Genomic DNA, 24,952 nt, shown 5'->3' on the forward strand with positions numbered 1-24,952 from the left:
ACTACTTACCCTTTTCTTCCTTCTTTTTGTTACTTGGGGTAGGTCTAATGTTCTCTGGCTTCATAATTTTAATAGTTAAGATAATTGAAGGATAACTACACTTTTATAGTACTATGGTTTCTCCATCGTTAGGCACTAAGATACTTACCTTTTCTTTTTGTGCTTCTTGGCGTACCATATCTCTAGTAGTTTTACAATGGTCTAAAGATTCCATGTGTACTGCTATCACTTTTGCTTTGGGTGCTAACTTAGCTACTTCTACCGCTCTTTTTTCATCCATCAATATTTGTGCTCCTCCGTATTCTGCACCTCCCGAATTTACAACAATTATTGCTGGATTGTATTTTTGAATGGTACTCTTAATCTCTTCATCTAAAAGACAATCGCCCACAATATATACAGTTGGGTATCCATTAGCTTGCAATACAAAGCCCGATACTTCTCCCAGTGCTTTTAATAACTGATCTGGTCCATGTTTTCCTTTGGTACGGATAATTGTTGTTCCTTCAAAAGCTACTTTTTCTTCCACCAATTGTACATTGCTAAACGGACTTTCTTCTAAAACTTTTTTATCAAAAGGCTGTCCAAACAATGGCAAACTTTTATCTAAAGCTTTTTTTGCTCCTTCATCAAAGTGATCTAAGTGTGTATGCGTTACTAAAACAGCGTCTAACCCTTTGGTAATATCGCTAACTGGTAAAGGTAAATCTACAGTTGGGTTTAGATTTTTGTTAGGCACTACAAACGACATAAAACTGTGTTTTGGTGATAATGATGGATCTACCAAAAAGGTTTTTCCGTTGTAGTTTAGTTTTAAGGTTGCGTTTCTGATTAATTGAATGCTTACCGGTTCCATATTCGTTGTTTTTAATTGCTGACAGGCTGTTAATAGCATAATAGCTATGAGCGCTATAGGTAATCTTCTCATTTTTAAAATTTTATTTCTGCAAAGATCCTCCCTTTCTCCTGTTATTAGGCTACCAATTATTTACGAATACCTACCATTTTGATAAGTGAGTGGTTTTCACCTAATACAATCTTGCCTAAGAGATTGATTTTATTAAAACTTAATTTTTCTATTTCTAACTTAAGCTATTAGAATAACCAAAGTCAAATCAGTAATAAGTGTCTGCAAATAGGTATTTATAGAAGCTAAAACGTGTTTAGCTTTACTCCCTTTCTTTCTAATCGTATGTATAATGTACTAATCGATAAAAACAAAAACACTTAATCATCCTATATAGCTTTGAGGTAAATAAAATAATTCTTAGGATGAAAAAAGCGCTATTAACACTGTTATTAGTTTTAAATGTTCTTACTTTTTGTTACGCTCAAAATAAAAAACAAGAATATTCCAAGTTAATTAAAACAGGTTGGTCTTATTGGATAAACAGTGAAAGAGAAAAAGCAATTGAACTGTATAAAATAGCTTTTAATTTATTGGAAGAACGCAAACCTTCTGACTACTACAAGCTACAATCAACTAATATTATTGATGAAGTTCCTTTAAAAGATCGCTATAACTTGTCTTGTATGTACGCTTTATTAGGAAATAAAAGACAATCATTTAAACATTTGTTTATCATAGCAAATGAGTTAAAGTGGGCTGATTATTTTCATTTGATAAATGATTCGGATTTAAATGTTTTACATAAAGATGAACAATGGAATAAACTCAAATCCACAATCCTAAAAAACAAACAAGAAAAAGAAGCTAATTATAACCAAGCCTTAATAGCAAGCCTAGATACTATTTATCTAAATGACCAGAAATACCGAAATAAAATAAGGAGTACCGAAGCTATTTATGGTAGAAAGTCTAAAGAAATGGATGCTCTATGGAAAACTATTTTAAAAAAGGATTCCTTAAACCTTATTACAGTTTCTAAAATTTTAGATACACAAGGTTGGCCTAATAAAAGTGAAATAGGTAAAAGAGGTGCTTCTACCATCTTTCTTGTTATTCAACATGCCAATAAAGAAACTCAAGAAAAATACTTACCAATGATTAAACAAGCTGTTGAGGAAGATAATTTACCTAAGAGACAATTTGCTATGTTCTATGATAGATTACTTTTAAGAAGAGGTGAATTACAAATTTATGGAACCCAATTGGCTATTGATCATAAAAGTAAAGCTCCATATGTATTACCATTAGCTGACCCTAAAAATGCTGACAAAAGAAGATTAGAAGTAGGACTAAATACCATGCAGGAAAACTTAAATAGGTGGAATTTAAAGTGGAACCCAGAAATTTATATTAAAAGATTACCACAAATTATAGCTAGAGTTAAGGAGATAGAGTCAAAAAACTAAGAATTACTTACTTAAAGCATAGCAATTCTAAATCTAATACTTATGAAAATACTACTTTTTGGTTTAGGTAGTCGAGGAGATATAGAACCTCTTTTCTCTATTGGAGAAACTTTAAAAGAAAAAGAACATGATGTTGTTTATGTTTTCCCTGAACAGTTTAGAGAAATGGTAGAATTAACGAATAGTACCTTTTATGGTTTTACCTCGGAATTTATAGAAGTTTTATTGGAGAGTGAAAACTCTAAAACCATTACTAGCAGAAAAGGAACTTTAATTAAACGAATTAAATCACTATTTGTTTTAGCAAAAAAGTCTATTAGAATTAACAAAGAGGTTACTTTAACACAAAAAGAAATAATAGATAAGGAAAAACCAAACTATGTTTTCTTTAATCAAAAATGTGTATACCCTATAATTTGGGGGATTCGTAATCAGAATAGAAGCATTTTTATACACCCTTTCCCATGCTTTCTTCACCCTGTAAAACACCATTCTTTTATAAGTTTTTCAGGAGGTGGTAATTATGGAAAGTATTTGAACTTGTTTAGTTATAAACTTCAATTATTTATTTTCTCATTAGCAATTTATTATTCTACACGATCAATTAGTAAAAACGAGTTTAAGAAAATAACACCTAAGCAAATCAGAAAACACCTAATTACCAAAACACTTTCTATGTATACGGTTTCTTCTAGTCTTTTTGAAAAACCAAAATATTGGAATCAAAATGCCAAAATAATAGGTTTTACAGAAAGGAATAAACGTACAAATTGGGAACCTCAAGAAGAATTATTAAGGTTTTTAAAATATAATTCTAAACAGAAAATAGTATTTATAACTTTTGGTAGTATATCAAATCCTAACCCTAAAAAAATAACACAGTTTATAATTGATACTATCTCTAAACACAACATTCCTGCTATAATTAATACTTCTTGGGGAGGCTTAGTAAAACTAGAAAATTGTTCGGAGAATATTTATTTTACTGAAAACATTCCTTATGATTGGGTTTTCCCAAAAGTTCATAGTGTTATTCATCATGGTGGTGCTGGTACAACTCATTCTGCAATTAAGTATGGTTGTTCAAGCTTAATTATTCCTCATTTTATAGACCAATTTTATTGGAACAAAGTCGTAGCAGAAAAAAAACTTGGTCCCAAAGGTGTATCAATAAAGAAACTTAATGCAACTGTTTTTGAAAAACTCTTGTTGGATCTATTAAAAAATACTGAATATAAAAAGAACGCAATGACGTTTTCTAATAAGTTGAAAAAGGAATCTAAATCAGTATCTTTTACAAACATTAATTAACTACAAAAGAAACGGTTACTACAACATTAAATAGTAAAAATACTTAAGATTATAGATGCCTACAGATTATACAAAATACAACAAAATAGGTAAAGGTTATAATATCACAAGAAAAGCAGATATTACACTTACAGAAAATATAATTCGTCTTTTAAAGCCTATAAATTCAGGAGTTTATCTTGATATTGGCTGTGGAACTGGTAATTATACCCATGAGATGCAAAAAAGAGGGTTTCATTTTATAGGAATAGATCCTTCCGAAATTATGCTCAAAGAAGCCAAAAAGAAAAATGAAAATATTATTTGGAAAGTAGGTACAGCTGAAAAAACAAATTTACCTAAAAACTATGTCGATGGAATCATAGGGTCACTAACTATTCATCATTGGAATAATTTAAATTTAGCCTTTCAAGAGCTGTACTCTGTTTTAAGAAAGAAAGGGAAAATTGTTATTTTTACCTCTACTCCTAAACAAATGAAAGGCTATTGGTTAAATTATTATTTCCCAACAATGTTAGCAGATTCTATAGCACAAATGCCAACTTTAAAAAGTATAAAAAGTGCAATAACTAATGCTGGTTTTACTTCTATTAACACTGAAGATTATTATATTGAAAATACTCTTAAAGATAAATTTCTATACTGTGGTAAACATAAACCTGAGCTATATTTTGACAAACAGATAAGACATGGTATTTCTTCTTTTTCCTCTTTAGCAAATAAAGAAGAAGTTATTTTAGGACTATCTAAATTAAAGGAAGATATTACTTCAGGAAAAATAAAGGAAATAATGCATTCGTATGAGAATAAATTAGGAGACTATTTATACGTAATTGCTAAAAAACAATAATTGCAATGAAGGTAGTAAACATTCATCATAGAACCTACAATGCTTCTTTAGATAACATAACAGATTTATTTTATACACTTTCAAGTACTAACGATAAGGTTTGGCCAACTGAAAAATGGCCTCGAATGACTTTTAAAGGTGGTATTAAATTAGGAGCTTCCGGTGGTCATGGTCCTATTCGTTATAAAGTAGAAAAGTATAGTCCTGAAAAATTAATTCAATTTCGGTTTGCAAAACCTTTGGGGTTTATAGGAACTCACAGATTCGAAATCAAGGAAGTTCAAAATAACCAAACCCAAGTTATGCATACAATAGAAATGAACACAAAAGGTATTGGAACCTTAATTTGGCTATTGGCTATACGTTCTTTACATAACGCATTATTAAAAGATTGTTTAGATAAAATTGAAAATAATTTCACTCAAACTAAAGTACATACTCAATGGAATTGGTATGTAAAATTTATAAGAACCACTTTTAAATTAATTAATAAGAAATGACACAAATAAAATCAGGTTTTTGGTTGTCTTCACAAGGAAACCCTTTTTGGATTAAAACTCAAAACAACAAAGTATTCTGGCTAGGTATGAATAAAAAATCAAGTCAAACAAATATGGGAGACGATTGGTGTCATACAGCTCATGGTACTATTACCGATAACTTTATTGAGTTGGTTTGGTCAGATATTCCAATAGGAAAAGATGAATTAGAAGGAAAAATTACAGTAGAAATTATTAATAGCACACATTTAAAAGTTATTGAAGATTCTGGTAATTTCGGTAAATCTGAATGGACTTGGGTTACAGATACTAAAAAGTTAAGTCAATATGATAGAGAAGTATAAAAATAAAACTTGGCTTCAGTTATTGGTAATTTATACAAGGTATCTACTAGGAAGCGCTTTTGTTTTTGCTAGTCTTATAAAAATTAAAGGACTTAGATTTACAAGTAAGAGTGGTTTAGACCAACCAATAAACTCTGCTTGGCACTTTTTTGAAACTTTATACGAATCTGGATTGTATTGGAAATTTATTGGAATCGGGCAACTTGTTGCTGGCTTTTTATTAATGACTCAAAAGTATGCCAAGCTTGGTGCTTTGGTTAACTTGCCAATTATTTTAAACATTTTCATTATCACAATATCCTACTACTTTGCTTTTACTCCTGTAATTACTGGGTTAATGTTATTTGCGAATTTGTTTTTGATTTTTTGGGATTGGGATACCATAAAGGTTTTATTTAATAAACCTGTGTCGATAAGTAATAGTCCTCTTTTGGAAAAAGAAGTATCATGGCAAATAACCGGTTTAATCATGTTCTTGTTTACATTTTGTTATCGATTATTTGTAAATGCATATGAAATCATATTTTGGACATTAGGTTGTATGCTAATTGGAACCATTGGCCTAGTTATAGGCTTATATAAAGTGAAACAAAAAAATCCCGAGTAATGAACTCGGGATTTTTGTTTATGATTTTTGTACTCTTCCTACAGCACAGCTTACAAAGGATTTTGCTTTGTGCAGTACCGTATTGTCTGCTCCTACTTCTGGATAACCTAGTTTTGATAATTTTTCTTTTACCAATCCTAATGTAGCCTCGTTACTTACAAAGGTAACTAATGAGTCTTCTACGCTTACAGCAACGTTGTCTACTCCTTTAATACTACTTACTCCATTTACAATGGTGTTTGCACAACCACCGCATTTTAGGTTTTCTATATATACTTCTTGTTTCATGATTACTTATTTTTCTCTTGCCATTCTAAATAGCCTCCTAAAATATTATAAGTTTCAAAGCCTTCTTTCGATAACATTTCCGAAGCTATTTTACTTCTTCCACCCGATCGGCAATAAATATATACTGGTTTTGTTTTGTCTAACTTTTTTAAAGCTTCCTCTTTAAAACCATCTGATGTTACATTTATTTCTGTCGCATTTTTAATAATACCATGTGCCCATTCTGGTGGTGTACGTACATCTAACAACTGAATGTCGGCTTCGTTTTTTAAAACCACTTGTAAATCTTCTACCGTAATATCTTTTACGCCTTCGTTTTTCGATTTACACGACATTGCAATGGCTAGTATACTTACTAGTATTAAAACGTACTTTTTCATCTTAAATTATTTTAATGTTGAAGGACAAACTTGGGCTGTTCTCTCAATATTAGTTTCTTTAATTGCCTTGTATCCTCCTGCTACATCTATTACATTATGATATCCTCTCGCTTTTAAGATTGATGCCGCGATTACCGAACGGTATCCTCCAGCACAGTGGATATAAAAATCTTCTTTTGTTGGGAACTCCGCTATATGATCGTTTAAGAAATCTAACGGTGTACTTGGTACGTCTACGATATGCTCATTGGCATACTCTCCTGGTTTACGTGCATCAAATACTTTCGCATCGTTTTTCATTGCTTCTTCTAATGCTATTGCCGATACCGAACGCATTGTATCTACTTCTTTACCAGATGCTGCCCAAGCCTCAAAACTTCCATCTAAATATCCTACTACATTATCAAATCCTACTCTCGATAAACGTGTAATGGTTGTTTCTTCCTCACCTTTTGGTGTTACTAATAAAATTGGTTGTGCTACGTCTTTTATTAAAGCTCCTACCCATGGTGCAAAGGTTCCTCCTAATCCTATAAATATTGATTGTGGAATGAATCCTTTGACAAAATCGAATTGGTGACGCACATCTAATACAATTGCCTCTGTATCGTTAGCTGCTTTTTCAAACTCATCTACCGATAATGCTTTGGCTCCACTTTTAATTACCTCATCTATCGATTGGTACCCTTCCTTGTTCATTTTTACATTCAATGGGAAGTATGCTGGCGGTGGTAACAATCCATCTGTTACCTCAGCAATAAACTCTTCACGTGTCATGTTTTCACGTAAAGCATAGTTGGTTTTCTTTTGCTCTCCTATCGATCCTACTGTTTCTTTACTTAGGTTCTTTCCACATGCCGATCCTGCTCCGTGTCCTGGGTATACTATTACATCATCTCCTAAAGTCATTACTTTAGTTCGTAAGCTATCGTACAACATTCCCGCTAACTCTTCTTGCGTTAAGCTTGCTGCTTTTTGTGCTAAGTCTGGACGTCCTACATCTCCTAAGAATAAGGTATCTCCACTAAATATTGCATGCTCTTTTCCTTCCTCATCTATTAATAAATAAGTAGTACTCTCCATGGTATGTCCTGGAGTGTGCAATGCTTTTATAGTTACATTTCCTATGGTAAACTCCTCGTTGTCTGTTGCAATATGCGTGTTGAACTTTGGGTTTGCCGTAGGTCCAAATACAATGGAAGCTCCTGTTTTCTCTGCCAAGGTTACGTGACCACTCACGAAATCGGCATGAAAATGAGTTTCAAAAATGTACTTAATCTTCGCTTCATCTTTTTCAGCTCTGTTTATATAAGGTTGTACCTCTCTTAAGGGATCAATAATAGCAGCCTCTCCATTGCTTTCAATGTAGTATGCTCCTTGTGCTAAACAACCTGTATAAATTTGCTCTATCTTCATAATATTAAATTATTCATACGCTTGGTGGATATACTGAGCGTATTTCTTTTGATTTTGATTATCTCCTGTTTTAAAGAAGTTTACAGCTCCATTTACTCTCATAAAAAGATGGTTTATACTAATAATGTCTAATAAACCTCCTCTAAAGAATGCATCTCTAACAGGTCCTTTAACTCCTGCTAAATAAAACTCTACTCCTCTTTTATTATAATACTTAATTCGTTCTTTAAGCATTTCTATTCCTGTACTATCTACGCGGTTAATGCTTTCTGCATCTAACACGATTAACTTTAAAGCTTCTCCCTTTTCTTCAGTCATTTCCTCCAAGGTATCTCTAAAGTAACTAGCGTTGGCATAAAACAATTGGGCATCGAAACGGAATACCAATACTTCTTTGTCTATTTCTACTTCGTTAAATCTGTTTTTGTTTCGGTAAAAATCTGAGTTCGGTACTTTCCCTAATTCAGTAACATAGGGTCTTGATGTTCTAAATATTAAGACTATCAATGACAATCCTACTCCCATTACAATACCATATTCTATACCAAAGATTAATGTTGAAAAGAACGTAGCTACCAACAGCCAGAAATCTAAATTGTTGGCTTTCCATAACCTTTTGGCTTCTTTTACATTAATTAAGTTAAATACCGCTACAATAATGATAGCAGCTAAGATTGTTTTTGGTAAGTGATAAAACACCGGTGTTAAAAACAATAAAGTAAGCACTACAATGATAGCCGATACTATTGCCGATACTCCTGTTGTTCCTCCCGCTTCTTCATTGATTGCCGAACGCGAAAAACTTGATGTTGATGGATAGGATTGAAACAACGATCCTACAATATTACTCAACCCTAAAGCTACCAATTCCTGATTTGGTCGTACTCTATATTCGTCTTGCTTTACTTCTAAGGTTTTTCCTATAGAAATTGTTTCTAAATATCCTACCATTACTAAGGTTCCAGCAATAGGCATTAGTTCTCTAATTAAAGCAATATCTATTACGGGCATTACAAACTTTGGTAATCCTGAAGGAATGTCTTTTACAATGGCTACTTCTGAAAAGTGATTCCCGAAATATCGAACAGCTACAATTCCTAAGACCACTACGATTAAGGCATTGGGTATTTTTTTATTAATTTTTCTAAAAATCATGATAATGATACACGCTATAATACCAATTATGGTTGTTGGTGTATTGAAATACATGAATCTAGCAATAATATCTTCTAATAAAATGTGAATTTGATCGCTTTGTAAAAACTCTACGCCTAATAAGTTTCTAAACTGATTTAGTCCGATTATCAATGCTACTGCTGAGGTAAACCCGATAATTACTGGTCTTGATAAAAAGTTTACAATAAACCCTAAACGGAAAATCCCCATTAAAAACTGTATTCCTCCTACCAGCAATGCTAGTAATATGGCAATGGCTATATAACTTTCGGAACCGATTAAGGCTAAAGTAGAAACTCCTGTGGCTACTATTAACGAGTCCATTGCCACTGGTCCTATTGCCACTTGGCGCGACGATCCGAAAACTGCATACATTAACTGTGGTACCAAAGCTGCGTATAATCCGTATATAGGTGGTAAGCCCGCAATTAATGCATAGGCTATTCCTTGCGGAATTAATACTATAGCCACCGTAATACCCGCTACTACATCGCCTCTTAATTGCGACTTCCTATAGTTGGGTAACCACTCTAGTATTGGTATGAGCTTTTTTAATAACTTCATTTATCTCTTTTCATTAAAATTATAATAAAACGGAATGGTCCATTCTAAATAATTCTTATCATAACTTTTCTTTTCAACCTTTATTTTATGTATTCCTTTAGATATCTCATTTAAATCTAAATAGCATACCAAACCAAACTGATTGGTTCTTGGGTGATTATTATAACGTAGAAATTCTACGTCTAGTTTCTTTCCATCTAATGAAACGATGTTGTATGATTTATAACAATCTAATAAATGCTGTATTCTTGCTTCTTTTTGTTCTATGTCTGATTTCTTATCGTCTTCCTGATAATCTCCACAATTTTCCTTTCGTATTTTTAGTTCGTACTCATACACGGGTATAAACAGCTCTAATGTATTGGAAGTTACCTTGCGCGATTCTATTTCTGGTGTTAGTAAGAAATCGTTTTTCTCATTGTCCGATTTGTAAAAATCAGCATAAGTTCTAGTACTATCGTATCTTTTATTTTTTGAAATTAAATGAAGCGTATTTGTATCTTTTAGCTGCACTGCAAACATGAATATTCCTGCTACAGCGAAAACCAATATTAAATACACTATACTCTTTTTCTTCTTAAAGTTAGATCCAAATATCATGGAAACCTGAAGTATGTTTTTATACAAAGGTCCAAACATAATCATGGATACAAACTTTACGAGTTTAAAGTTTAGAATTTGTAAGCCTTCTTTTTCCTTATTCATTTTAAGGTTGGAGAAAAATGTTAGAATGGTTTGCGTAATGGCTCCTATGATGATGATTCCTGCTGGAATTAATAATATAAATGCATCTACATATGGCACTAACAAATTGAACAACAACAAATACAAACTCGAAAAAATTGCTGAGTAAGCATAGATTAGTAGAAATGTAAAGGCTACTGAAAAAATTACACTACACAGTTCGTCTACCTTTTTTATGGAGTCTTTTAACTTTGGTAATATAGATAGTATCTTTTCTGTATATATCTTAGAATAGGCACTGTCTTCTATACTATAATCGGGAAACACGGAGTTTAATCCGACCAATCCTATCCAATAAGCTCGTAATACAAAATGGATTACAAACATTGCCGCTAGTATACTTACTGCTAACAATCCAAAAGTGACTATAAAATATGCTACAAAGTACTGACTGGGATGTAAGGTATCTATAAAGAAATTGGTAACCCACGATATGATATCGAACAATTTAAATGTACCAAATATTGCGATGGCCGATACCAATAGTTCTGCCTCCCAACTTTCGTCTTTTAAACGTTGCAACCACGTATTATTACTATTTCCCTTATTTTCTCCCATACGTACCTTTTCTTTTTAAAACAATTCCCCTTGACTTGATCCTTTTATTCTGCCTAAATGTTTATAGGCTAAATCGGTTACTTCTCTTCCTCGAGGTGTTCGCATTATAAATCCTTGCTGAATTAAAAATGGTTCATACACCTCTTCTATGGTTTCTGCATTTTCTGCTACTGCTGTTGCCAATGTGGTAATTCCTACTGGTCCTCCCTTGAACTTATCGATAATAGTTGTTAATATTTTATTATCCATTTCGTCCAATCCATGGGCATCTACATTCAATGCTTTTAATGCATATACTGCTATTTCAATGGTTATGGTTCCATCGCCTTTTATTTGTGCAAAGTCTCGTACTCTTCGCAACAATGCATTGGCTATACGTGGTGTACCTCTACTTCTGCCCGCTATTTCTATAGCTGCTTCCATTGAAATTGGTACTTTTAATATATGCGCACTACGCTGTATAATGGTAGTTAGTAATTCTGTTGAATAATAATGTAAGCGACTGCTGATTCCGAAACGTGCTCTCATTGGAGCAGTAAGTAATCCCGAACGCGTTGTGGCTCCTACTAATGTAAAAGGCTCTAAGTTTATTTGTACCGTACGTGCATTAGGCCCTGATTCGATCATAATATCTATTTTATAATCTTCCATTGCCGAGTATAAGTACTCCTCAACTATTGGGCTTAATCGGTGAATCTCATCTATAAATAATACATCACGCTCGTCCAAGTTGGTTAACAATCCTGCTAAGTCTCCTGGCTTATCTAATACTGGACCTGAAGTTATTTTGATGCCTACTCCCAACTCATTTGCTAAAATATTGGCTAGGGTTGTTTTTCCTAAACCTGGAGGTCCATGGAACAATGCATGGTCTAATGCCTCGTCTCTTTGATTGGCTGCCTCTACAAATATTTTTAAATTCTCAATCGCTTGATCTTGACCTGTAAAATCGTCAAATGACAACGGACGTAACTTCTTTTCTACGTCTAATTCTTCATTTGAAAAGTTTGTATTTTCAGGATTTAGATTTTCATTCATACACGCACAAATATACTTGAAATATTATTTTAGGTTTGTAATAAAAGTTACTTTGATCACTTTATGGCTGCTAAGATACATATTAGTACTTAATGTTTTAGCCCTAAAAAGCCTCTGAAACCTATGCTTTTTTCTAAGTTGCTTAGGCTATTGAATTTATTCTTTTGGGAAGGTTAAAAAAGTTTTGTTTTATCGTTAGGAGTGTATCTTTTTCTAATAAAAAACAAAAGTGTCTCCGCTTTCTTGTTTTGAAAACAACATAAGCTTTTGATTTAGATTTCAAAGTCTTACTTCATTTCCCTAAAAACGAGTGCATTTAACTTATACTTATTTTTGTTTATATAATTTTATAACTATGAAGATTAGAACATCAATAAGCGACTTTAATGTAGAATATTTCTTTAACAATCATGTATTTGACAATGAAACCAAAAACAGAATTTATGACTGGGATGAGTTTTTCAGATCTAAGTTAATTACAAAATTAAATGAATTATATGAAGATGATTGGAAACTAGATTTTACTCAAAAGTCAGAAAAATCTTGGATGGTAGATATACAAGCTAATGATATGACTATCGTCAAGAATATCAAAAACATAATCATTCAATCATTAGACGGTTTTGAGATTGAAGCATTTTGCAGTGGCAGAGGTATCTAAAACAAAAAAGATGAACCTAAGTTCATCTTTTTGCTTTGTTTTTTTATTGTTCTTTTTAAAAATTCACGGTTATCGATCCTCTTAAGAAAAACGGTGTTCCTGGTGTAAAGTGAATTTCCTCTACTGGGTTCGCCTCATTTTGCAAACGTGATTCTGTTGCAAACTGTGCTTCATTCCAAGCAACATCAAATAAGTTTTGTACCTGTAATCCTAAGGTTACATTTTTAAACTGGTATCCTACATTCAAATCGGTTACCGTATATCCTTCTGCTACTATTGAATTATCTTCATTAGCCGGTCTGTCATTTATATGTTTTAGTTGTACTCCCCCATATATTCCTGACTTGCTTTTATAGGTTAGTCCACTAGTTAATGTAAAGTCTGGTGCTAACGGTATGTAATCTTGTCCGCTTGCTTCTTCTGTTGCTCTTGCATGCGAATAGTTTGCATCTAAATTGAAGTACAACTGGTTTACTGGTTCGTATCTTAAACTTAGATCTACTCCTTGTCGTTGTGTTTTTCCACTAGGCTCTACTATTCCTGCATCTCCAACATAAACAAATTCTTGCTCTAAGAATAAATACCAATAAGCCATGTTGATTAACAACTTAGGTGTTGGTTTCCAAATAAATCCTGCATCGAAACCGTAAGAAGCTGGTAAAATAGTATTTCCTTTTTGTGCTACCACTACTCGTGTATCGTTTGAATGGAATCCTTTTCCTGTTTTTAAGTATAACTGTAAATCTGAATTATAGTTATAAAAGATATTAAGTTTTGGACTTAGTATACTTTGTGTTTCCGACTGCGTTTTGTAGTTGGTTTGTAAAGCATCGTTGTATTCGAAGTTGAAATAGTCTAAACGCAAAGCTGGATTAATTGTAAACTTACCGAAGTTAAAGTTTGCTCCTGCGTAAACTCCCATATTAGTTTCGTTAATGTCTCCTAACTGAATTTGATTCAATGTTTGACTTCTGTTAGCGGTATGCGATAATTCGTTGTTAAAACTTCTATCGTTTCGCAAGCTAATTCCTGCTGTAAAATTACCATCTATATTATTAAAGTCTTGGGTATAATCACTTGTAAAACCAAAGATATTACGTGTTTCTTTTTGCTTGATTTGATCTCCGTTTACTGGATCGTCTAAGAAAAAGGTAAAGTTTGAAAACAGTTCAAAATTATACTTATTGTAAAATAACTTGTTTTTAATTGATGATGTTTCTGAGATTACCTTATCATAGGTTACTAAAAGATTGGTACGACTTGTTGTTCCTCCTTCGGTATCGTCTATGGCTCCGAAACGTGTAATTAATCCACTATTAATAGCTCTTTGAGGAACTTGTCCAGATGCATCCCATTTACTTGTAAAGTGCGACACTGTGAATCCTACCTTATCTGTATCGGTTACATTGTTGGTATACTTTCCAAAAACATTTAACCTGTGAAAGTTTTGTGGGCTGTCGAAATACCCATCTGTTAATATATATTCTGAAGCGATGTAGGCACTTTCCTTGTTGTTGTTTAACAAACTAAACATTCCTAACAATCGTTGCGAATTGTATTGTCCTACTTCTAACTTTATGATATTTGAAGCTAATCGGTTTTTTGTTTTAAAGTTTACATATCCCGCTGTATTAAAGTTTCCTTTATCTGCATAATAAGCTCCTTTTCCAAAGTCTATTTTATCTACTGTTTCTGGAATTACAAAGTGCAAATCGGCATATCCTTGTCCGTGTGCATGCGACACCATGTTTACTGGCATTCCATCGGCAGTAATGGTAATATCAGTACCGTGATCAATATCAAATCCTCTTAAAAAGATTTGCTCTGCTTTTCCTCCTCCTGCATGCTGTCCTATAAACAGTCCTGGTACCTTTTGTAATATTTCTTGCGATGAATTTACCGGATTGGTTTGTATATCGACCGCAGTAAGTACATTCAATGCATTTAGCTTTTTACCTATGGTTACTTCTTCAAGAGAAACAAAATTCTCTTCTAAAGTAATTGTGATAGGCTTTAAATCATTGACTACTATTTTTTTTCTTTTGTAGTTTATATGACTTATTTCTAAGGTATCTCCAACTGTTACATGATGCAATATAAATACTCCTCGCTCATTACTATGCGTATGATGCTTCTCGTTTTCGCTAAGGTTTAATATATGTGCTTCTGTTATTGGAATGTTTTCTTGTGAAACGATCTTTCCTTTTAGCGTTTGTGCAAAAATTTGCTGTGCCAGCAAAGCACAACAAATTGTGATTAGTTGTTTCATTCTCACGGCTAGTGTTTACTTAAATATTTGAATTTGTTTTGCAACCGAGTCGCATTAAAGCAACTCTGTTGCAAAAGTAAATTTTATTCGTGTTGCTTCTTTCTTTTAATGAAACTTTAACGTGTTATTAACGATTCCTTTTGGGTTTAACCGTTGGTACTTTTATAAAACAAAAAAGATGAACCTAGGTTCATCTTTTCTTATTGTACGTATATATTCTATTTAAGAATTATCTTCTACTGTTGCGTCTGGTGCATTCTTTTTTACAGAAGCTATTCCGTTTTCCATTGCATCTTTACTTGAATACATTTCGCTATTTCCAATTACTTGACCGTTAGCTGCCTTTAAGTTAAAGTATGGACTTCCGTTTTTTGCTTCTAGTCTATCGAATCTAGCATCATTTTGCGAATTCGTTTTTACAGAGTCAATTCCGTTATTACAAGCTGCTTTAGTAGTATAAGCTTCACTTGAAAGAATTACTTGTCCATTTCCCGCTTTTAAGTTAAATCTGAATTGCCCAGATTTATCTGTTTTAATTTCGAATTTTCCCATGTTATGTAATTTTTGTACCAATAAAAATACACAAATATGTGTATTCTCATGCGTATTGTTGAAAAAACTGTTTTAAAATTAACTATACTCTCTTTTTAACCATTAAGAAAATAGTTTAACATAGGTATAATGGTTAATGCTAGATAAAACTTCCACCAATTATTTTTAAATGAAATATCTTTTTGATTAAGTTTCATAAACTGTGAATACAAAAAGCAAATAAATGTTGAAAAAGCTAAAATAGAAATCATTCCCATGATAACTTGATAGATACTTCTTTTAAAATACAATTGGAAACCAATTCCTATGATAGTTATTATTAATATTTTGTTTAAATGATATTTTTTAAAAAAAGCTTTATTCGTTTTTTTAGTAAAATCTATTAACGAATCACTTACTCTTGCATACCACTAGTTGTAAACTGGCGGGAGCAGTATTAATAGAAAGAAACAATAATTATACTATATTTTATTTTTATAAATAATGTACTTTTTTATATTTCCATTTAATAGAATCTTTACTTCTTTCCATTATAACTATAATTTTTCCGCTCCACTTTGTACCTTCTACATCAATTTCTATTTGTGCTTTAATCTTTCTATAATCCTCTCTTATTAAACCAGAAGGAAAGCTACCAAATGCTAATATGTCTCCTGTTTTTTCATGTACTTCTTTATCATTAATTATGTACTCCTTAGCAAAAGGATATGCTTCTGAATTTTTTATTTTGATAGCACTGCCGACTGTAACTATAATCATCAAACTAATGATAATAGTAATAATAAGTATAAGTTTTTTTACTATTTTTTTATTCATTTTAATCTAGTTCTTTTTTTATTTTCCTTTTACCACACGGTGCAATCGTGCGAGAACGGAGTAATACCAACCTTATATACTTTATTCATTATTATCCTCTTGATGCTTTTCTGAAATACAAGCTTCTTCATATTCAAAAGTTTCTAATAATTCTCCTTTAATTAAAAAATCTTCAACTTCAGAATAATCTATATTTTTAGGAACATTAATTGATATCAATCTATCTATATTACTTCCTTCCCAGCCGCAACCTAATCTTTCTAATTCAGATGTTACTTCTTGTTTCAAATCTAAATCTTCCTCATTAAATAATATTCTTATAACACTATTTCCTGATTCTTCGTATAAGACATCAACATAAAGACTATCATTTATTTTTTTCACCTTTACTAGGTCTTTGTAAGCATATTCTTTAGCATAAAAAGGAATATTTTCTATTCTATAAACATCATTCCCTAAGCTTGTAGTCCAAATACTTTCTACTCCAAACTCATCCAATATTTCATATTCAAAAAGTATTTTCTTCATATTTTTATTTATTAATCCGATCTCGCGGATTTGTAATCCGTGAAAAACTTTAAAATAGTATACTAATTATAACTAAAGTAACACCTCTCTTAGAACTATTACATCAATTACACTTTCTAAATCTGCATAATTTCTGGCTGAACTAAAAATATATTCTTCTGGACTCGTTACAATTTTATCAGTTACTGGATTATTATGAATATAATTTAATTTTTGTTTTATAAAACTATTTGAATAAACAAGCTCGGCATGATACCCATCTTGCCAAACTTTGTAATCTTGTTTACGTTTTAAATGACTACAAGCTTCTTTAAAATAAGACAACATCCATTCTCTTCTACTCTCTGCTTCTTCTTTTATTGTTGTTATAATCTTTTTTGAGGTGTATTTTTTAAAGTCTCGAATAATATCAGATAAAACCTTAACTTCTGTTGCTCTACATAGCAAATGTATATGGCTATGCATTAAACAATATCCATATAGCTCTAATCCTTTATTCTTCATGCAATATTTTAAAGCATCTGTAATAACATATTTCTGAGAAAGCCTTGTAAACACATCTACCCATCCTACAACTGTAATTGTAATAAAATAGCACTGATTATCTAAAGCTTTGTATTTTGTTGACATACTCATTATATTTCTTCTTAAATCTACCAAAAAGCATTATAAAATTAAAAACGTCTTTATATATTATTAAACCGTTTTATATAATACTACAAGCCAGTAGTTAGTACGAAAATATTTTTAGCTCCATTGCTATTAAAAACCATAACTTTTTAATACTCTTACTTACTTTATTAACACAGATTGCAAATCTGCTCTATCATATGTGGTGGGTTTTATTTATTTTTGAAATTTAATTTCTATTTACTTACTCATACTCGGCACGGAAAACATTTCCGCGCTATCACGTTTGTGTACCTATATCCGCGCTATCGGGTGTTAATAAAACTCTGTGAAACTCATAACATTTTACAATTTTTTGTCTAAAATAAAAAAACTACCCTAATTTATATTAAGGTAGTTTTAATATATATATAATAAATTATCTATTCTTTCACGCCACTAGAAAGGATTCATGAGCGAGCAAGAACCAAATAATTTAAGCCTTTATAATTTCAAATTAAGTTTTGTTTGTTCTATATTTTTGTTAAAAAAAACATTTAAATCATTCTTATTTTCATATTCTTTCTCTAAATACACCATAGCTTCTAAAATACTTTTAATCCAACCTATTTCCAAATCTTCTTTTTGAAGTTCTTTAATAAATTCTGATATAAGCTTCTTTCCTTTTTTATTATCGGAATGAATTGCTGAATAAACTAAAGCTTCTTTGATTCTTATATTTTTTACTTTCTTATTTTTAAAATAATCATAAAAATCTTCTGAAGTTTTTATTTTTGACAAAAAGGCTTTTAATTCTTTTTTCATCAAAGACTTTAATTCCGAAATTGTTTTATCTATATCAGAATTATTTTTCAAGCGCCACACTCCTCCATTTTTTTTAATCTCCATCCTTTTTCCAAAAGTCAAACTTAAATCCTCTTTTTCAACATACAGAGGCATTACAAAAGACCACACATAAACTCCATCTTTGTGAAAACCTGATTTCTCAAAACAAAACCCTACTAATAATTCATTTATATCTTTATTATAAAGTATCCCTCCCTTTAATATAAAACCACTAGGAAGAACATCTTTTAAGTGATTCTTATATATTCTTTTTATTTCTGTGTTTGTCATTATTTTATTGTTCAGGTTTTTGTTCTTCTCGCTACCACTAGTCTCTGACTAGTGATAAACACATTTAATTTTTATTTAATTAAACTCTGAGAAACTCATAGCATTTTACAATTTTCGTCTAAATTAAAAAAACTACCCTAATTTATATTAAGGTAGTTTTACTTTCTTAAAATAGTTTATTATATAAATTCTTATTTCCTTTTACCACACGATGCAATTGTGCGGGAGCAGGGCTAATATTTATGACAAAAGTAATCTAATTCTGAATCTAGATTTTCATTGATAATTCCAATTATTTCATATAAATTATTGTCATGATTATAGATCTCTTTTATTAATACACCATTAATTTTTAAACTATATTTAAAGGCATCCCACGAATAACTACCCTTAGTTAAATTAGAATTCTTAATTTTCTGTGCTAAAGAGTTAATAGAATCTCCATCTTTTTTATTAATATTAAACCTAATTGTTTCTATAATTTTTAACGTTTCTTTTTTATAAATTGTATCATTTACACTTAAATCTATTCCTACATCTATCTTAACATTAGTCTTATTTATAACATAAATCTGATGTATACAGTTTTGAGGGCTTTTTATTTCTAAAAATATCGTATCATCAACTTTATTTTTACAAGAAATTAAAAAAAATAAGAGTAAAAAAAGTTTATAGATTTTCATAATTGATTATTTTCTTAATTTGTATTTTATTAGCGGGTATCACTGCTACCCCAAAATTATATCGTGTGGAATTTTATTTTATAATACTTAAATACAACTACATTATCTAATATAAACAATCCTCCAAGAACGAGGGATATTATCTTGAAGAAAGCCAAATAGAATCTTTTGCTTTTTTAGTATAATTGTAGCACACTTCCTTATCTTTAAAAGTAGAATACTTTACCCAAACAGTATTCTTTTCTTCCTTAAATTCTACCTCATAATAACTTAAAACAATTTTTAAATTATTGTAAAAATCTATAGTTGGTGAATTTTCTACTGTTACATATTCTTTACTATTAAACTCAACAGGAAAAAATTGAACATACCTGTGATTCCAATAAAAGTATAAACCAAGTAAAACTACTATTCCTAAAATCTCTAATCTTTTCATTTCTTATCTAAATTTATTGATAAGTACTTATCTCACGCTACCGCTAGTCTCTGACTAGTGGTAAACACAATTAGTTTTTACTTAATAAAACTCTGTGAAACTCATAACATTTTACAATTTTTTGTCTAAAATAAAAAAACTACCCTAATTTATATTAAGGTAGTTTTAGTATAATAGTATATTATTACTTAGTCTTATTCAACTATACTATTGTTCGGAAGTATATATAACAATTATTATGGCGAACAATTTGTAAAATTTGGACGGTTATTGGTGATAAGTGCTGAACCAACATCAAAACTAAGACATCCTGTTACTTTGGTAACATCCCATCCTGTTAAATCCTGATTGAAAACAGTTGCATTATAAAACATAGTACGCATGTCTGTTACTTTACTTACGTTCCAACCTCCTATATTTTGATTGAATACCGATGCCCCAAAAAACATACGAAACATATTCTCTACATTACTAACATTCCAGCTACTTAAATCTTGATTAAATGCTACAGCACCTGCAAACATATTTGCCATGTTTGATACTGTTGTTACCTCCCATTTATTAATATTTTGATTAAACGAAGATGCACCTTGAAACATCCATGCCATATCTTTTACGTTACTAACATCCCAACCACTAATATCTTGATTAAACTTTTTTGCATCAGTAAACATTCTAAGCATAGAATTTACTTTGGTTACAGTCCAAGTATTAATTTTTCCATTAAAAGAGCTGGCACCATGAAACATCCCTCTCATAGAAAAAACCCTACTTACATCCCATTTATGTAAATCTTGATTGAATGCTTTTGCTCCACTAAACATTTCAATCATTAAAAGAACATTACTTACGTTCCAAGTATTAATGTTTTGATTAAAACTTTCAGCATTTTTAAACATTTGAGTCATAGTAGACACGTTACCTACACTCCAACCTCCTATGTTTTGGTTAAAAGCTTTAGCATTATTAAACATAGAATGCATATTGGTAACCTTACTTACATTCCAACCACCAATATCTTGATTAAAACTAAAAGCTGACTCGAACATTAAAAACATATTAAGTACTTTCCCTACTTTCCAACTACCTATATCTTGGTTAAAGTTAAAAGCTGACTGAAACATTGCAGACATTGTAATAACATTTTCTACATTCCAATTACCTATATCTTGATTAAAAGTAGTAGCATGAGAAAATAAAGCATTCATATTGGTAATATTACTCACATCCCAATTACTTATATCTTGGTTAAGGTTACTAGCTGAGTGAAACATCCCAGACATATCTGTTACATTAGACAAATCTGGAGCATCACTAGCTAATTCCTTTACATATGTACATCCTTTGAAAGCTTGTTTCATCGTCTTCCATTTAATTGAACCCCATTGGTCAATAGACTGTAAACTTTCTCTTATATAACTTGGTACTTCCGATAAATTTATTGCAGGAAATATACCTTTAATAACCACTTTATATGTACCTGCAGTAGCATATGTATGCGTAATATCACCTGTTACATTTTGATCAGACATTCCATCTCCCCAATCAATTGTATAATCATAAGTAAATCCAGTTTCAGATGCTCTTGTTTTTATAGTTACCAATTGGTTTAAAGAGTTCGTTTTCCAAGTAGTAATAAAAGCATCATTTTCATCCACATCAGTTACATTTATAGTAATAGTAGCTGTGCTAGAAAGGGTTCCATCGCTTACAGATACATCAAGTGTATAATTTTTAGTAGTTTCATAATCTAACGTTACCAATGCTTTTAATTCACCAGTTGAACTTACACTAAAATTAGTACTTTGACTAGTTAAACTATACGTTAAAGCGTCTCCTTCTGCGTCTGTTGCTGCAATTTGTCCAAGAACAGCATTCTTCGTATTATTTTCAGAAATATCAAAACTTTGGTTTGTAATCGCAGGAGCTGTGTTTTCATTAAAGTCTATCACATTAATTGTGATTTTTGCAGATGCTTCATCTTTACCATCTGTTACTTTTACAATAATATTATGTGAAGTAGTGGTTTCGAAATCAAGATTTTTTCCAGAGGCCAAACTTAACTTACCATCTGTAGTTATTTCAAATAAATTATCATCATTAGTGGTTATACTAAACGTTAACTTATCGTCCGAATTAATATCTGATGCTTTTACAGTTCCGATTACTTCAGTAGCTATAATACTTTCCGATGCGTTGAATGATTGTGCTTCTATTACTGGTACAGCATTTTGAATATTATCATCATTTCCGCAAGAAGCTATTAAAATTATTAAACTAATTAATAATGTTTTTTTTATGATTCCTATTATAGGGAATTGAAAATTATTTTTCTTTTTATTATGTGAATAAGTAGAAAAAGAAAATATTTTTTTTACCATAACTTTCTTATGTTTAATTTGAATGAATTTTACTAGAGATCAAAGAAAGTTAAAGCTAATTGGCTAGGTTGTTTTTTGTTTCCTAATGACTAATTCTAGCTTCTAAACTAACATATTTATATTTTGAAATTATATTCTAAAAATCGAGAATATAAGCTGCACTAGAATAGTTTACTGGCTATACAATAATTAAGGTTTTGTAATTCATATAATATATTTACCACACGATACAATCGTGCTGGAGCTGCGGAAACTCATAGCATATTACAATTTTCGTCTAAAATAAAAAAACTACCCTAATTAATGTTAAGGTAGTTTTAGTAGTATATAATAAAATAATATACTCTCTTGTATATTGCTTAGTTGATCGGAAATTTTTGTATTAAAAAACTATGAAAAAACATACAAAAAGTTATATTGTGCATCAATTGCTAGTAACAAATAAGAAATAAAAATATAGATAGCTAACTACAAATAAAACTATGAAAAAACATACATTTATAACTTCATTAATTATCATAATAATAATTTCATGCAACTCATATAAAAAATTATTATCTAATCATTTTAAAGATGAATGGAGTGCAGAATTTGAACACTATAATGGAAATGAAAAATTAAAATTTCCAAAACAGAACAATACTCTTTTATACCTAGCTTCTAAATTAAAGACAGATAATGGTGAACTATTTTTAAAAAATGGTTCCAATGAAATATTAAATCAAACGCCAGTAAACCATACTAAAATTAATCTTAACGAAAATGTTGAAATTCAAATTATAGGAAAAAACGCTAGTGGTGGATTTAAGTTATATTACCCAAAATATCAAAAGAAAGAAGTACTTGTTAAATACAATCCAAATTTTGAATTATTAGCACTCTGTTATCTTTTAGATAGTTACAATGATTTATTAGCTATTCCCGACAATCAAACATTTAATATAGATGGTGTAGAAGTTCGTATAAAAGACCTATATGCTATGAATTTCAAAATAGCTAAAGAATTCAAGAAGTTTTCAAACTCTGAAAACCTCAGAGTAATCCTCTCTTATTTCAAAAAAGACTTTTATCTTCATTACTCTAATTTCATTTTAAGTTTACAACCTTTTCCTTATGCAAAAGTAAATAACGATAATGCTTTTATTAACAAATTTGACAATATAGAAGACGCTAATAAATTTGTTTCTGCTTTAAATAAATTCCATATTGAAATATCATTTGATACTTTTTTAGAAAAACACAAGATGTATTATAATACAATGGAAAAAGAGGTTAAACAAAATATTCCAAAGGAAAACTTCATAGTAGAAATGGAACGTTTTTTTAAAAAAAAAGTTGATAATTATATCCTTTACCCAAGTCTAACCATGCTATTTGGTCAAGCGTTTGCAGTGGGAAGTAATAATACAATAGGAAACGTTTTTGCCTGTTTTGGAAAACCAAAGGAAATAAATAATACTTCAAAACTTAATTTAGGATTTAACAATAGTTCTTCTATCAGAAATATTTGTGTTCATGAATTTGGTCATTCTTTTGTAAATCCAGCTGTGGATAAAGTAAGTAACGAAATAATAAAATCTAAAGAATATTTATTTGAACCTATTAAGATTAAGATGTCAGATCAAGGCTACAGCCAATGGAAGTTTAGTTTATATGAGCACTTTGTAAGAGCTAATGAAGTAATAATAGCAAAGCTATTGGGAGACAAAACTGAAGCTAATAAAATTTTAAAAGATAATATTGATAATCGTTCTTTTATTCTTTTACCACAAATAGTTGAAAAATTGGAATTTTGGTACTATAATGAGTATCTTAATATGAGTTACGATGAAAAAGTAAATGAAATAATTGCTGAAATGAAGTAAGTTTAACCATTGCTAGTAACAAATACTATTATTTAATTAAACTCATTGTAACTCATAGCATCTTATAATTTTTCATCTAAAATAAAAAACTACCCTAATTTATATTAAGGTAGTTTTATTATATATATAATAAATTATCTACTCTTTCACGCCAATAGTTATAAACTATCGGGAATATAACTTACATCTTGTTTTTACTTGCTATATCTGTCAATAGTAGACTTCCCATTAAATATAAAACTATTCATCAAATTTGTATGCCTTTGTATATTATCATCAAAATCTTTTTCATACGATAAAAATATAACATTATAAAGGATTAATCCACTTACAAAGCTATCACTATAACCTAAAAATAACCTATCTCCTTTTTTTGTTTTAATTTTATATCTTAGAGTTTCTATGTTATTATAGTATACAATCTCTTTATCTGTTATAGTGCAATTACAATTTTTGCCATAAAATTTTTCATAGGAATCATCTAAAAGATTACCTTCTACAAAATTATGTTTATAAATTTTAGAAATTGATAAAGTATAATTAAAAACATCATTCTTTGTATTAACAAATAATGAAATATTTGCACCATCAATCTCCATTTTTGACATTTTTGTCTTTTTTTCTAATAAAATAACATAGTCGTCCTCTTTATCTACATAAACACTTCGTTTTTCTTGGCTAAAACAATTGAAAACTAATACAAACATTAAAAATAATACTAACTTATTCACTCTTTTCTTTTTTAATAAAAACACTTTTAAATATATGTTTAAGGCACTTTCTCTTTCAATATATAAAATATACACTCCTTTACTTTAATGGCTTCTAAAAAACTCTAAAACAACCTATTTTCATTTAGTGATATTCATATCAATTATCTCCTTATTTAGATTTAGTGTAAAAAAAAACCTCAATCTTATTTT

The 24,952-nt window shown here is 30.4% G+C and carries 25 protein-coding genes; 8 read left to right on the forward strand and 17 right to left on the reverse strand.

Features of this window, described 5'->3' with window-relative positions; translation table 11 throughout:
- Positions 1-103: 103 nt before the first annotated feature.
- Positions 104-928, reverse strand: coding sequence for an MBL fold metallo-hydrolase (locus F7018_RS17070; RefSeq protein ID WP_217701396.1), 825 nt, complete (start codon positions 926-928; stop codon positions 104-106).
- Between the two features lie 344 nt (positions 929-1,272).
- On the opposite strand from F7018_RS17070, the gene F7018_RS17075 reads away from it, so the two are divergent.
- From F7018_RS17075 to F7018_RS17100, 6 genes are read left to right on the forward strand one after another with little or no spacing between them, the layout of a single operon-like run.
- Positions 1,273-2,316 carry a DUF6624 domain-containing protein gene (locus F7018_RS17075; protein ID WP_150901317.1) on the forward strand — a complete coding sequence of 348 codons (1,044 nt, stop codon included), beginning with the start codon at positions 1,273-1,275 and terminating at the stop codon, positions 2,314-2,316.
- Between the two features lie 42 nt (positions 2,317-2,358).
- Entirely contained in the window at positions 2,359-3,627 is a 1,269-nt protein-coding gene (locus F7018_RS17080) for a glycosyltransferase (protein WP_150901318.1), read from the forward strand.
- 55 nt (positions 3,628-3,682) lie between these two features.
- On the forward strand, positions 3,683-4,477 hold the full coding sequence (locus F7018_RS17085) for a class I SAM-dependent methyltransferase (protein ID WP_150901319.1): 795 nt from the start codon (positions 3,683-3,685) through the stop codon (positions 4,475-4,477).
- 5 nt (positions 4,478-4,482) lie between these two features.
- Positions 4,483-4,977, forward strand: a complete 495-nt coding sequence (locus F7018_RS17090) for a hypothetical protein (protein WP_150901320.1) — start codon at positions 4,483-4,485, stop codon at positions 4,975-4,977.
- Entirely contained in the window at positions 4,974-5,321 is a 348-nt protein-coding gene (locus F7018_RS17095; RefSeq protein WP_150901321.1) for a hypothetical protein, read from the forward strand. Before F7018_RS17090 ends, F7018_RS17095 begins: the two co-directional genes overlap by 4 nt.
- Positions 5,305-5,928: a hypothetical protein gene (locus tag F7018_RS17100; protein WP_150901322.1), complete on the forward strand. Its 624-nt coding sequence runs from the start codon at positions 5,305-5,307 to the stop codon at positions 5,926-5,928. The genes F7018_RS17095 and F7018_RS17100 overlap by 17 nt, the downstream gene beginning before the upstream one ends.
- A gap of 18 nt (positions 5,929-5,946) precedes the next feature.
- On the opposite strand, the gene F7018_RS17105 is transcribed toward F7018_RS17100, so the two are convergent.
- The 6 genes from F7018_RS17105 to ruvB are packed head-to-tail and all read right to left on the reverse strand — an operon-like array spanning position 5,947 to position 12,092.
- Positions 5,947-6,216 (reverse strand): heavy-metal-associated domain-containing protein, encoded by a 270-nt coding sequence (locus F7018_RS17105; protein ID WP_150901323.1) that lies wholly within the window; start codon positions 6,214-6,216, stop codon positions 5,947-5,949.
- Positions 6,217-6,218: 2 nt separating this feature from the next.
- On the reverse strand, positions 6,219-6,596 hold the full coding sequence (locus tag F7018_RS17110; protein ID WP_150901324.1) for a rhodanese-like domain-containing protein: 378 nt from the start codon (positions 6,594-6,596) through the stop codon (positions 6,219-6,221).
- 6 nt (positions 6,597-6,602) lie between these two features.
- Positions 6,603-8,012 carry an MBL fold metallo-hydrolase gene (locus F7018_RS17115; RefSeq protein WP_150901325.1) on the reverse strand — a complete coding sequence of 470 codons (1,410 nt, stop codon included), beginning with the start codon at positions 8,010-8,012 and terminating at the stop codon, positions 6,603-6,605.
- Positions 8,013-8,021: 9 nt separating this feature from the next.
- The gene (locus tag F7018_RS17120) at positions 8,022-9,752 is read right to left on the reverse strand and encodes a SulP family inorganic anion transporter (protein ID WP_150901326.1); all 1,731 of its coding nucleotides are present in this window, start codon (positions 9,750-9,752) and stop codon (positions 8,022-8,024) included.
- The gene (locus F7018_RS17125) at positions 9,753-11,054 is read right to left on the reverse strand and encodes a hypothetical protein (protein ID WP_150901327.1); all 1,302 of its coding nucleotides are present in this window, start codon (positions 11,052-11,054) and stop codon (positions 9,753-9,755) included.
- 15 nt (positions 11,055-11,069) lie between these two features.
- Positions 11,070-12,092 (reverse strand): Holliday junction branch migration DNA helicase RuvB, encoded by a 1,023-nt coding sequence (ruvB, locus tag F7018_RS17130; protein ID WP_150901328.1) that lies wholly within the window; start codon positions 12,090-12,092, stop codon positions 11,070-11,072.
- Between the two features lie 355 nt (positions 12,093-12,447).
- On the opposite strand from ruvB, the gene F7018_RS17135 reads away from it, so the two are divergent.
- The gene (locus tag F7018_RS17135; protein ID WP_150901329.1) at positions 12,448-12,753 is read left to right on the forward strand and encodes a hypothetical protein; all 306 of its coding nucleotides are present in this window, start codon (positions 12,448-12,450) and stop codon (positions 12,751-12,753) included.
- A gap of 55 nt (positions 12,754-12,808) precedes the next feature.
- On the opposite strand, the gene F7018_RS17140 is transcribed toward F7018_RS17135, so the two are convergent.
- The 9 genes from F7018_RS17140 to F7018_RS17180 all read right to left on the reverse strand — a co-directional run bounded on the left by F7018_RS17140 (position 12,809) and on the right by F7018_RS17180 (position 22,164).
- Positions 12,809-15,022, reverse strand: coding sequence for a TonB-dependent receptor (locus F7018_RS17140; protein WP_150901330.1), 2,214 nt, complete (start codon positions 15,020-15,022; stop codon positions 12,809-12,811).
- 222 nt (positions 15,023-15,244) lie between these two features.
- The gene (locus tag F7018_RS17145) at positions 15,245-15,574 is read right to left on the reverse strand and encodes a YegP family protein (protein ID WP_150901331.1); all 330 of its coding nucleotides are present in this window, start codon (positions 15,572-15,574) and stop codon (positions 15,245-15,247) included.
- A 474-nt stretch (positions 15,575-16,048) separates the two neighbouring features.
- Positions 16,049-16,390 (reverse strand): cytochrome c oxidase assembly factor Coa1 family protein, encoded by a 342-nt coding sequence (locus F7018_RS17150; RefSeq protein ID WP_150901332.1) that lies wholly within the window; start codon positions 16,388-16,390, stop codon positions 16,049-16,051.
- 81 nt (positions 16,391-16,471) lie between these two features.
- Entirely contained in the window at positions 16,472-16,918 is a 447-nt protein-coding gene (locus F7018_RS17155; protein ID WP_150901333.1) for a DUF4265 domain-containing protein, read from the reverse strand.
- A 72-nt stretch (positions 16,919-16,990) separates the two neighbouring features.
- A complete protein-coding gene (locus F7018_RS17160; protein WP_150901342.1) occupies positions 16,991-17,548 on the reverse strand; it encodes an REP-associated tyrosine transposase in 558 nt (185 codons plus the stop codon).
- Positions 17,549-18,031: 483 nt separating this feature from the next.
- Positions 18,032-18,664, reverse strand: a complete 633-nt coding sequence (locus F7018_RS17165; RefSeq protein WP_150901334.1) for a hypothetical protein — start codon at positions 18,662-18,664, stop codon at positions 18,032-18,034.
- A gap of 233 nt (positions 18,665-18,897) precedes the next feature.
- A complete protein-coding gene (locus tag F7018_RS17170) occupies positions 18,898-19,347 on the reverse strand; it encodes a hypothetical protein (protein WP_150901335.1) in 450 nt (149 codons plus the stop codon).
- Between the two features lie 139 nt (positions 19,348-19,486).
- Entirely contained in the window at positions 19,487-19,783 is a 297-nt protein-coding gene (locus F7018_RS17175; RefSeq protein ID WP_150901336.1) for a hypothetical protein, read from the reverse strand.
- Between the two features lie 236 nt (positions 19,784-20,019).
- On the reverse strand, positions 20,020-22,164 hold the full coding sequence (locus F7018_RS17180; RefSeq protein WP_150901337.1) for a BspA family leucine-rich repeat surface protein: 2,145 nt from the start codon (positions 22,162-22,164) through the stop codon (positions 20,020-20,022).
- Between the two features lie 482 nt (positions 22,165-22,646).
- Between F7018_RS17180 and F7018_RS17185 the strand changes: the two genes are divergently transcribed.
- Positions 22,647-24,029 carry a DUF4932 domain-containing protein gene (locus tag F7018_RS17185; protein WP_150901338.1) on the forward strand — a complete coding sequence of 461 codons (1,383 nt, stop codon included), beginning with the start codon at positions 22,647-22,649 and terminating at the stop codon, positions 24,027-24,029.
- Between the two features lie 194 nt (positions 24,030-24,223).
- On the opposite strand, the gene F7018_RS17190 is transcribed toward F7018_RS17185, so the two are convergent.
- Complete coding sequence (locus tag F7018_RS17190) at positions 24,224-24,760, reverse strand: hypothetical protein (RefSeq protein WP_150901339.1); 537 nt, start codon at positions 24,758-24,760, stop codon at positions 24,224-24,226.
- Positions 24,761-24,952: the final 192 nt, after the last annotated feature.

It is taken from the genome of Tenacibaculum aiptasiae (assembly GCF_008806755.1).
Classification (GTDB): Bacteria; Bacteroidota; Bacteroidia; order Flavobacteriales; family Flavobacteriaceae; genus Polaribacter; species Polaribacter aiptasiae.

What these genes read in the sequence shown, in the direction of transcription:
- F7018_RS17070 (WP_217701396.1), bottom strand. Translation starts at nt 928, where the DNA reads ATGAGAAGATTACCTATAGCGCTCATAGCTATTATGCTATTAACAGCC.
- F7018_RS17075 (WP_150901317.1), top strand. Translation starts at nt 1,273, where the DNA reads ATGAAAAAAGCGCTATTAACACTGTTATTAGTTTTAAATGTTCTTACT.
- F7018_RS17080 (WP_150901318.1), top strand. Translation starts at nt 2,359, where the DNA reads ATGAAAATACTACTTTTTGGTTTAGGTAGTCGAGGAGATATAGAACCT.
- F7018_RS17085 (WP_150901319.1), top strand. Translation starts at nt 3,683, where the DNA reads ATGCCTACAGATTATACAAAATACAACAAAATAGGTAAAGGTTATAAT.
- F7018_RS17090 (WP_150901320.1), top strand. Translation starts at nt 4,483, where the DNA reads ATGAAGGTAGTAAACATTCATCATAGAACCTACAATGCTTCTTTAGAT.
- F7018_RS17095 (WP_150901321.1), top strand. Translation starts at nt 4,974, where the DNA reads ATGACACAAATAAAATCAGGTTTTTGGTTGTCTTCACAAGGAAACCCT.
- F7018_RS17100 (WP_150901322.1), top strand. Translation starts at nt 5,305, where the DNA reads ATGATAGAGAAGTATAAAAATAAAACTTGGCTTCAGTTATTGGTAATT.
- F7018_RS17105 (WP_150901323.1), bottom strand. Translation starts at nt 6,216, where the DNA reads ATGAAACAAGAAGTATATATAGAAAACCTAAAATGCGGTGGTTGTGCA.
- F7018_RS17110 (WP_150901324.1), bottom strand. Translation starts at nt 6,596, where the DNA reads ATGAAAAAGTACGTTTTAATACTAGTAAGTATACTAGCCATTGCAATG.
- F7018_RS17115 (WP_150901325.1), bottom strand. Translation starts at nt 8,012, where the DNA reads ATGAAGATAGAGCAAATTTATACAGGTTGTTTAGCACAAGGAGCATAC.
- F7018_RS17120 (WP_150901326.1), bottom strand. Translation starts at nt 9,752, where the DNA reads ATGAAGTTATTAAAAAAGCTCATACCAATACTAGAGTGGTTACCCAAC.
- F7018_RS17125 (WP_150901327.1), bottom strand. Translation starts at nt 11,054, where the DNA reads ATGGGAGAAAATAAGGGAAATAGTAATAATACGTGGTTGCAACGTTTA.
- ruvB (WP_150901328.1), bottom strand. Translation starts at nt 12,092, where the DNA reads ATGAATGAAAATCTAAATCCTGAAAATACAAACTTTTCAAATGAAGAA.
- F7018_RS17135 (WP_150901329.1), top strand. Translation starts at nt 12,448, where the DNA reads ATGAAGATTAGAACATCAATAAGCGACTTTAATGTAGAATATTTCTTT.
- F7018_RS17140 (WP_150901330.1), bottom strand. Translation starts at nt 15,022, where the DNA reads ATGAAACAACTAATCACAATTTGTTGTGCTTTGCTGGCACAGCAAATT.
- F7018_RS17145 (WP_150901331.1), bottom strand. Translation starts at nt 15,574, where the DNA reads ATGGGAAAATTCGAAATTAAAACAGATAAATCTGGGCAATTCAGATTT.
- F7018_RS17150 (WP_150901332.1), bottom strand. Translation starts at nt 16,390, where the DNA reads ATGAATAAAAAAATAGTAAAAAAACTTATACTTATTATTACTATTATC.
- F7018_RS17155 (WP_150901333.1), bottom strand. Translation starts at nt 16,918, where the DNA reads ATGAAGAAAATACTTTTTGAATATGAAATATTGGATGAGTTTGGAGTA.
- F7018_RS17160 (WP_150901342.1), bottom strand. Translation starts at nt 17,548, where the DNA reads ATGTCAACAAAATACAAAGCTTTAGATAATCAGTGCTATTTTATTACA.
- F7018_RS17165 (WP_150901334.1), bottom strand. Translation starts at nt 18,664, where the DNA reads ATGACAAACACAGAAATAAAAAGAATATATAAGAATCACTTAAAAGAT.
- F7018_RS17170 (WP_150901335.1), bottom strand. Translation starts at nt 19,347, where the DNA reads ATGAAAATCTATAAACTTTTTTTACTCTTATTTTTTTTAATTTCTTGT.
- F7018_RS17175 (WP_150901336.1), bottom strand. Translation starts at nt 19,783, where the DNA reads ATGAAAAGATTAGAGATTTTAGGAATAGTAGTTTTACTTGGTTTATAC.
- F7018_RS17180 (WP_150901337.1), bottom strand. Translation starts at nt 22,164, where the DNA reads ATGGTAAAAAAAATATTTTCTTTTTCTACTTATTCACATAATAAAAAG.
- F7018_RS17185 (WP_150901338.1), top strand. Translation starts at nt 22,647, where the DNA reads ATGAAAAAACATACATTTATAACTTCATTAATTATCATAATAATAATT.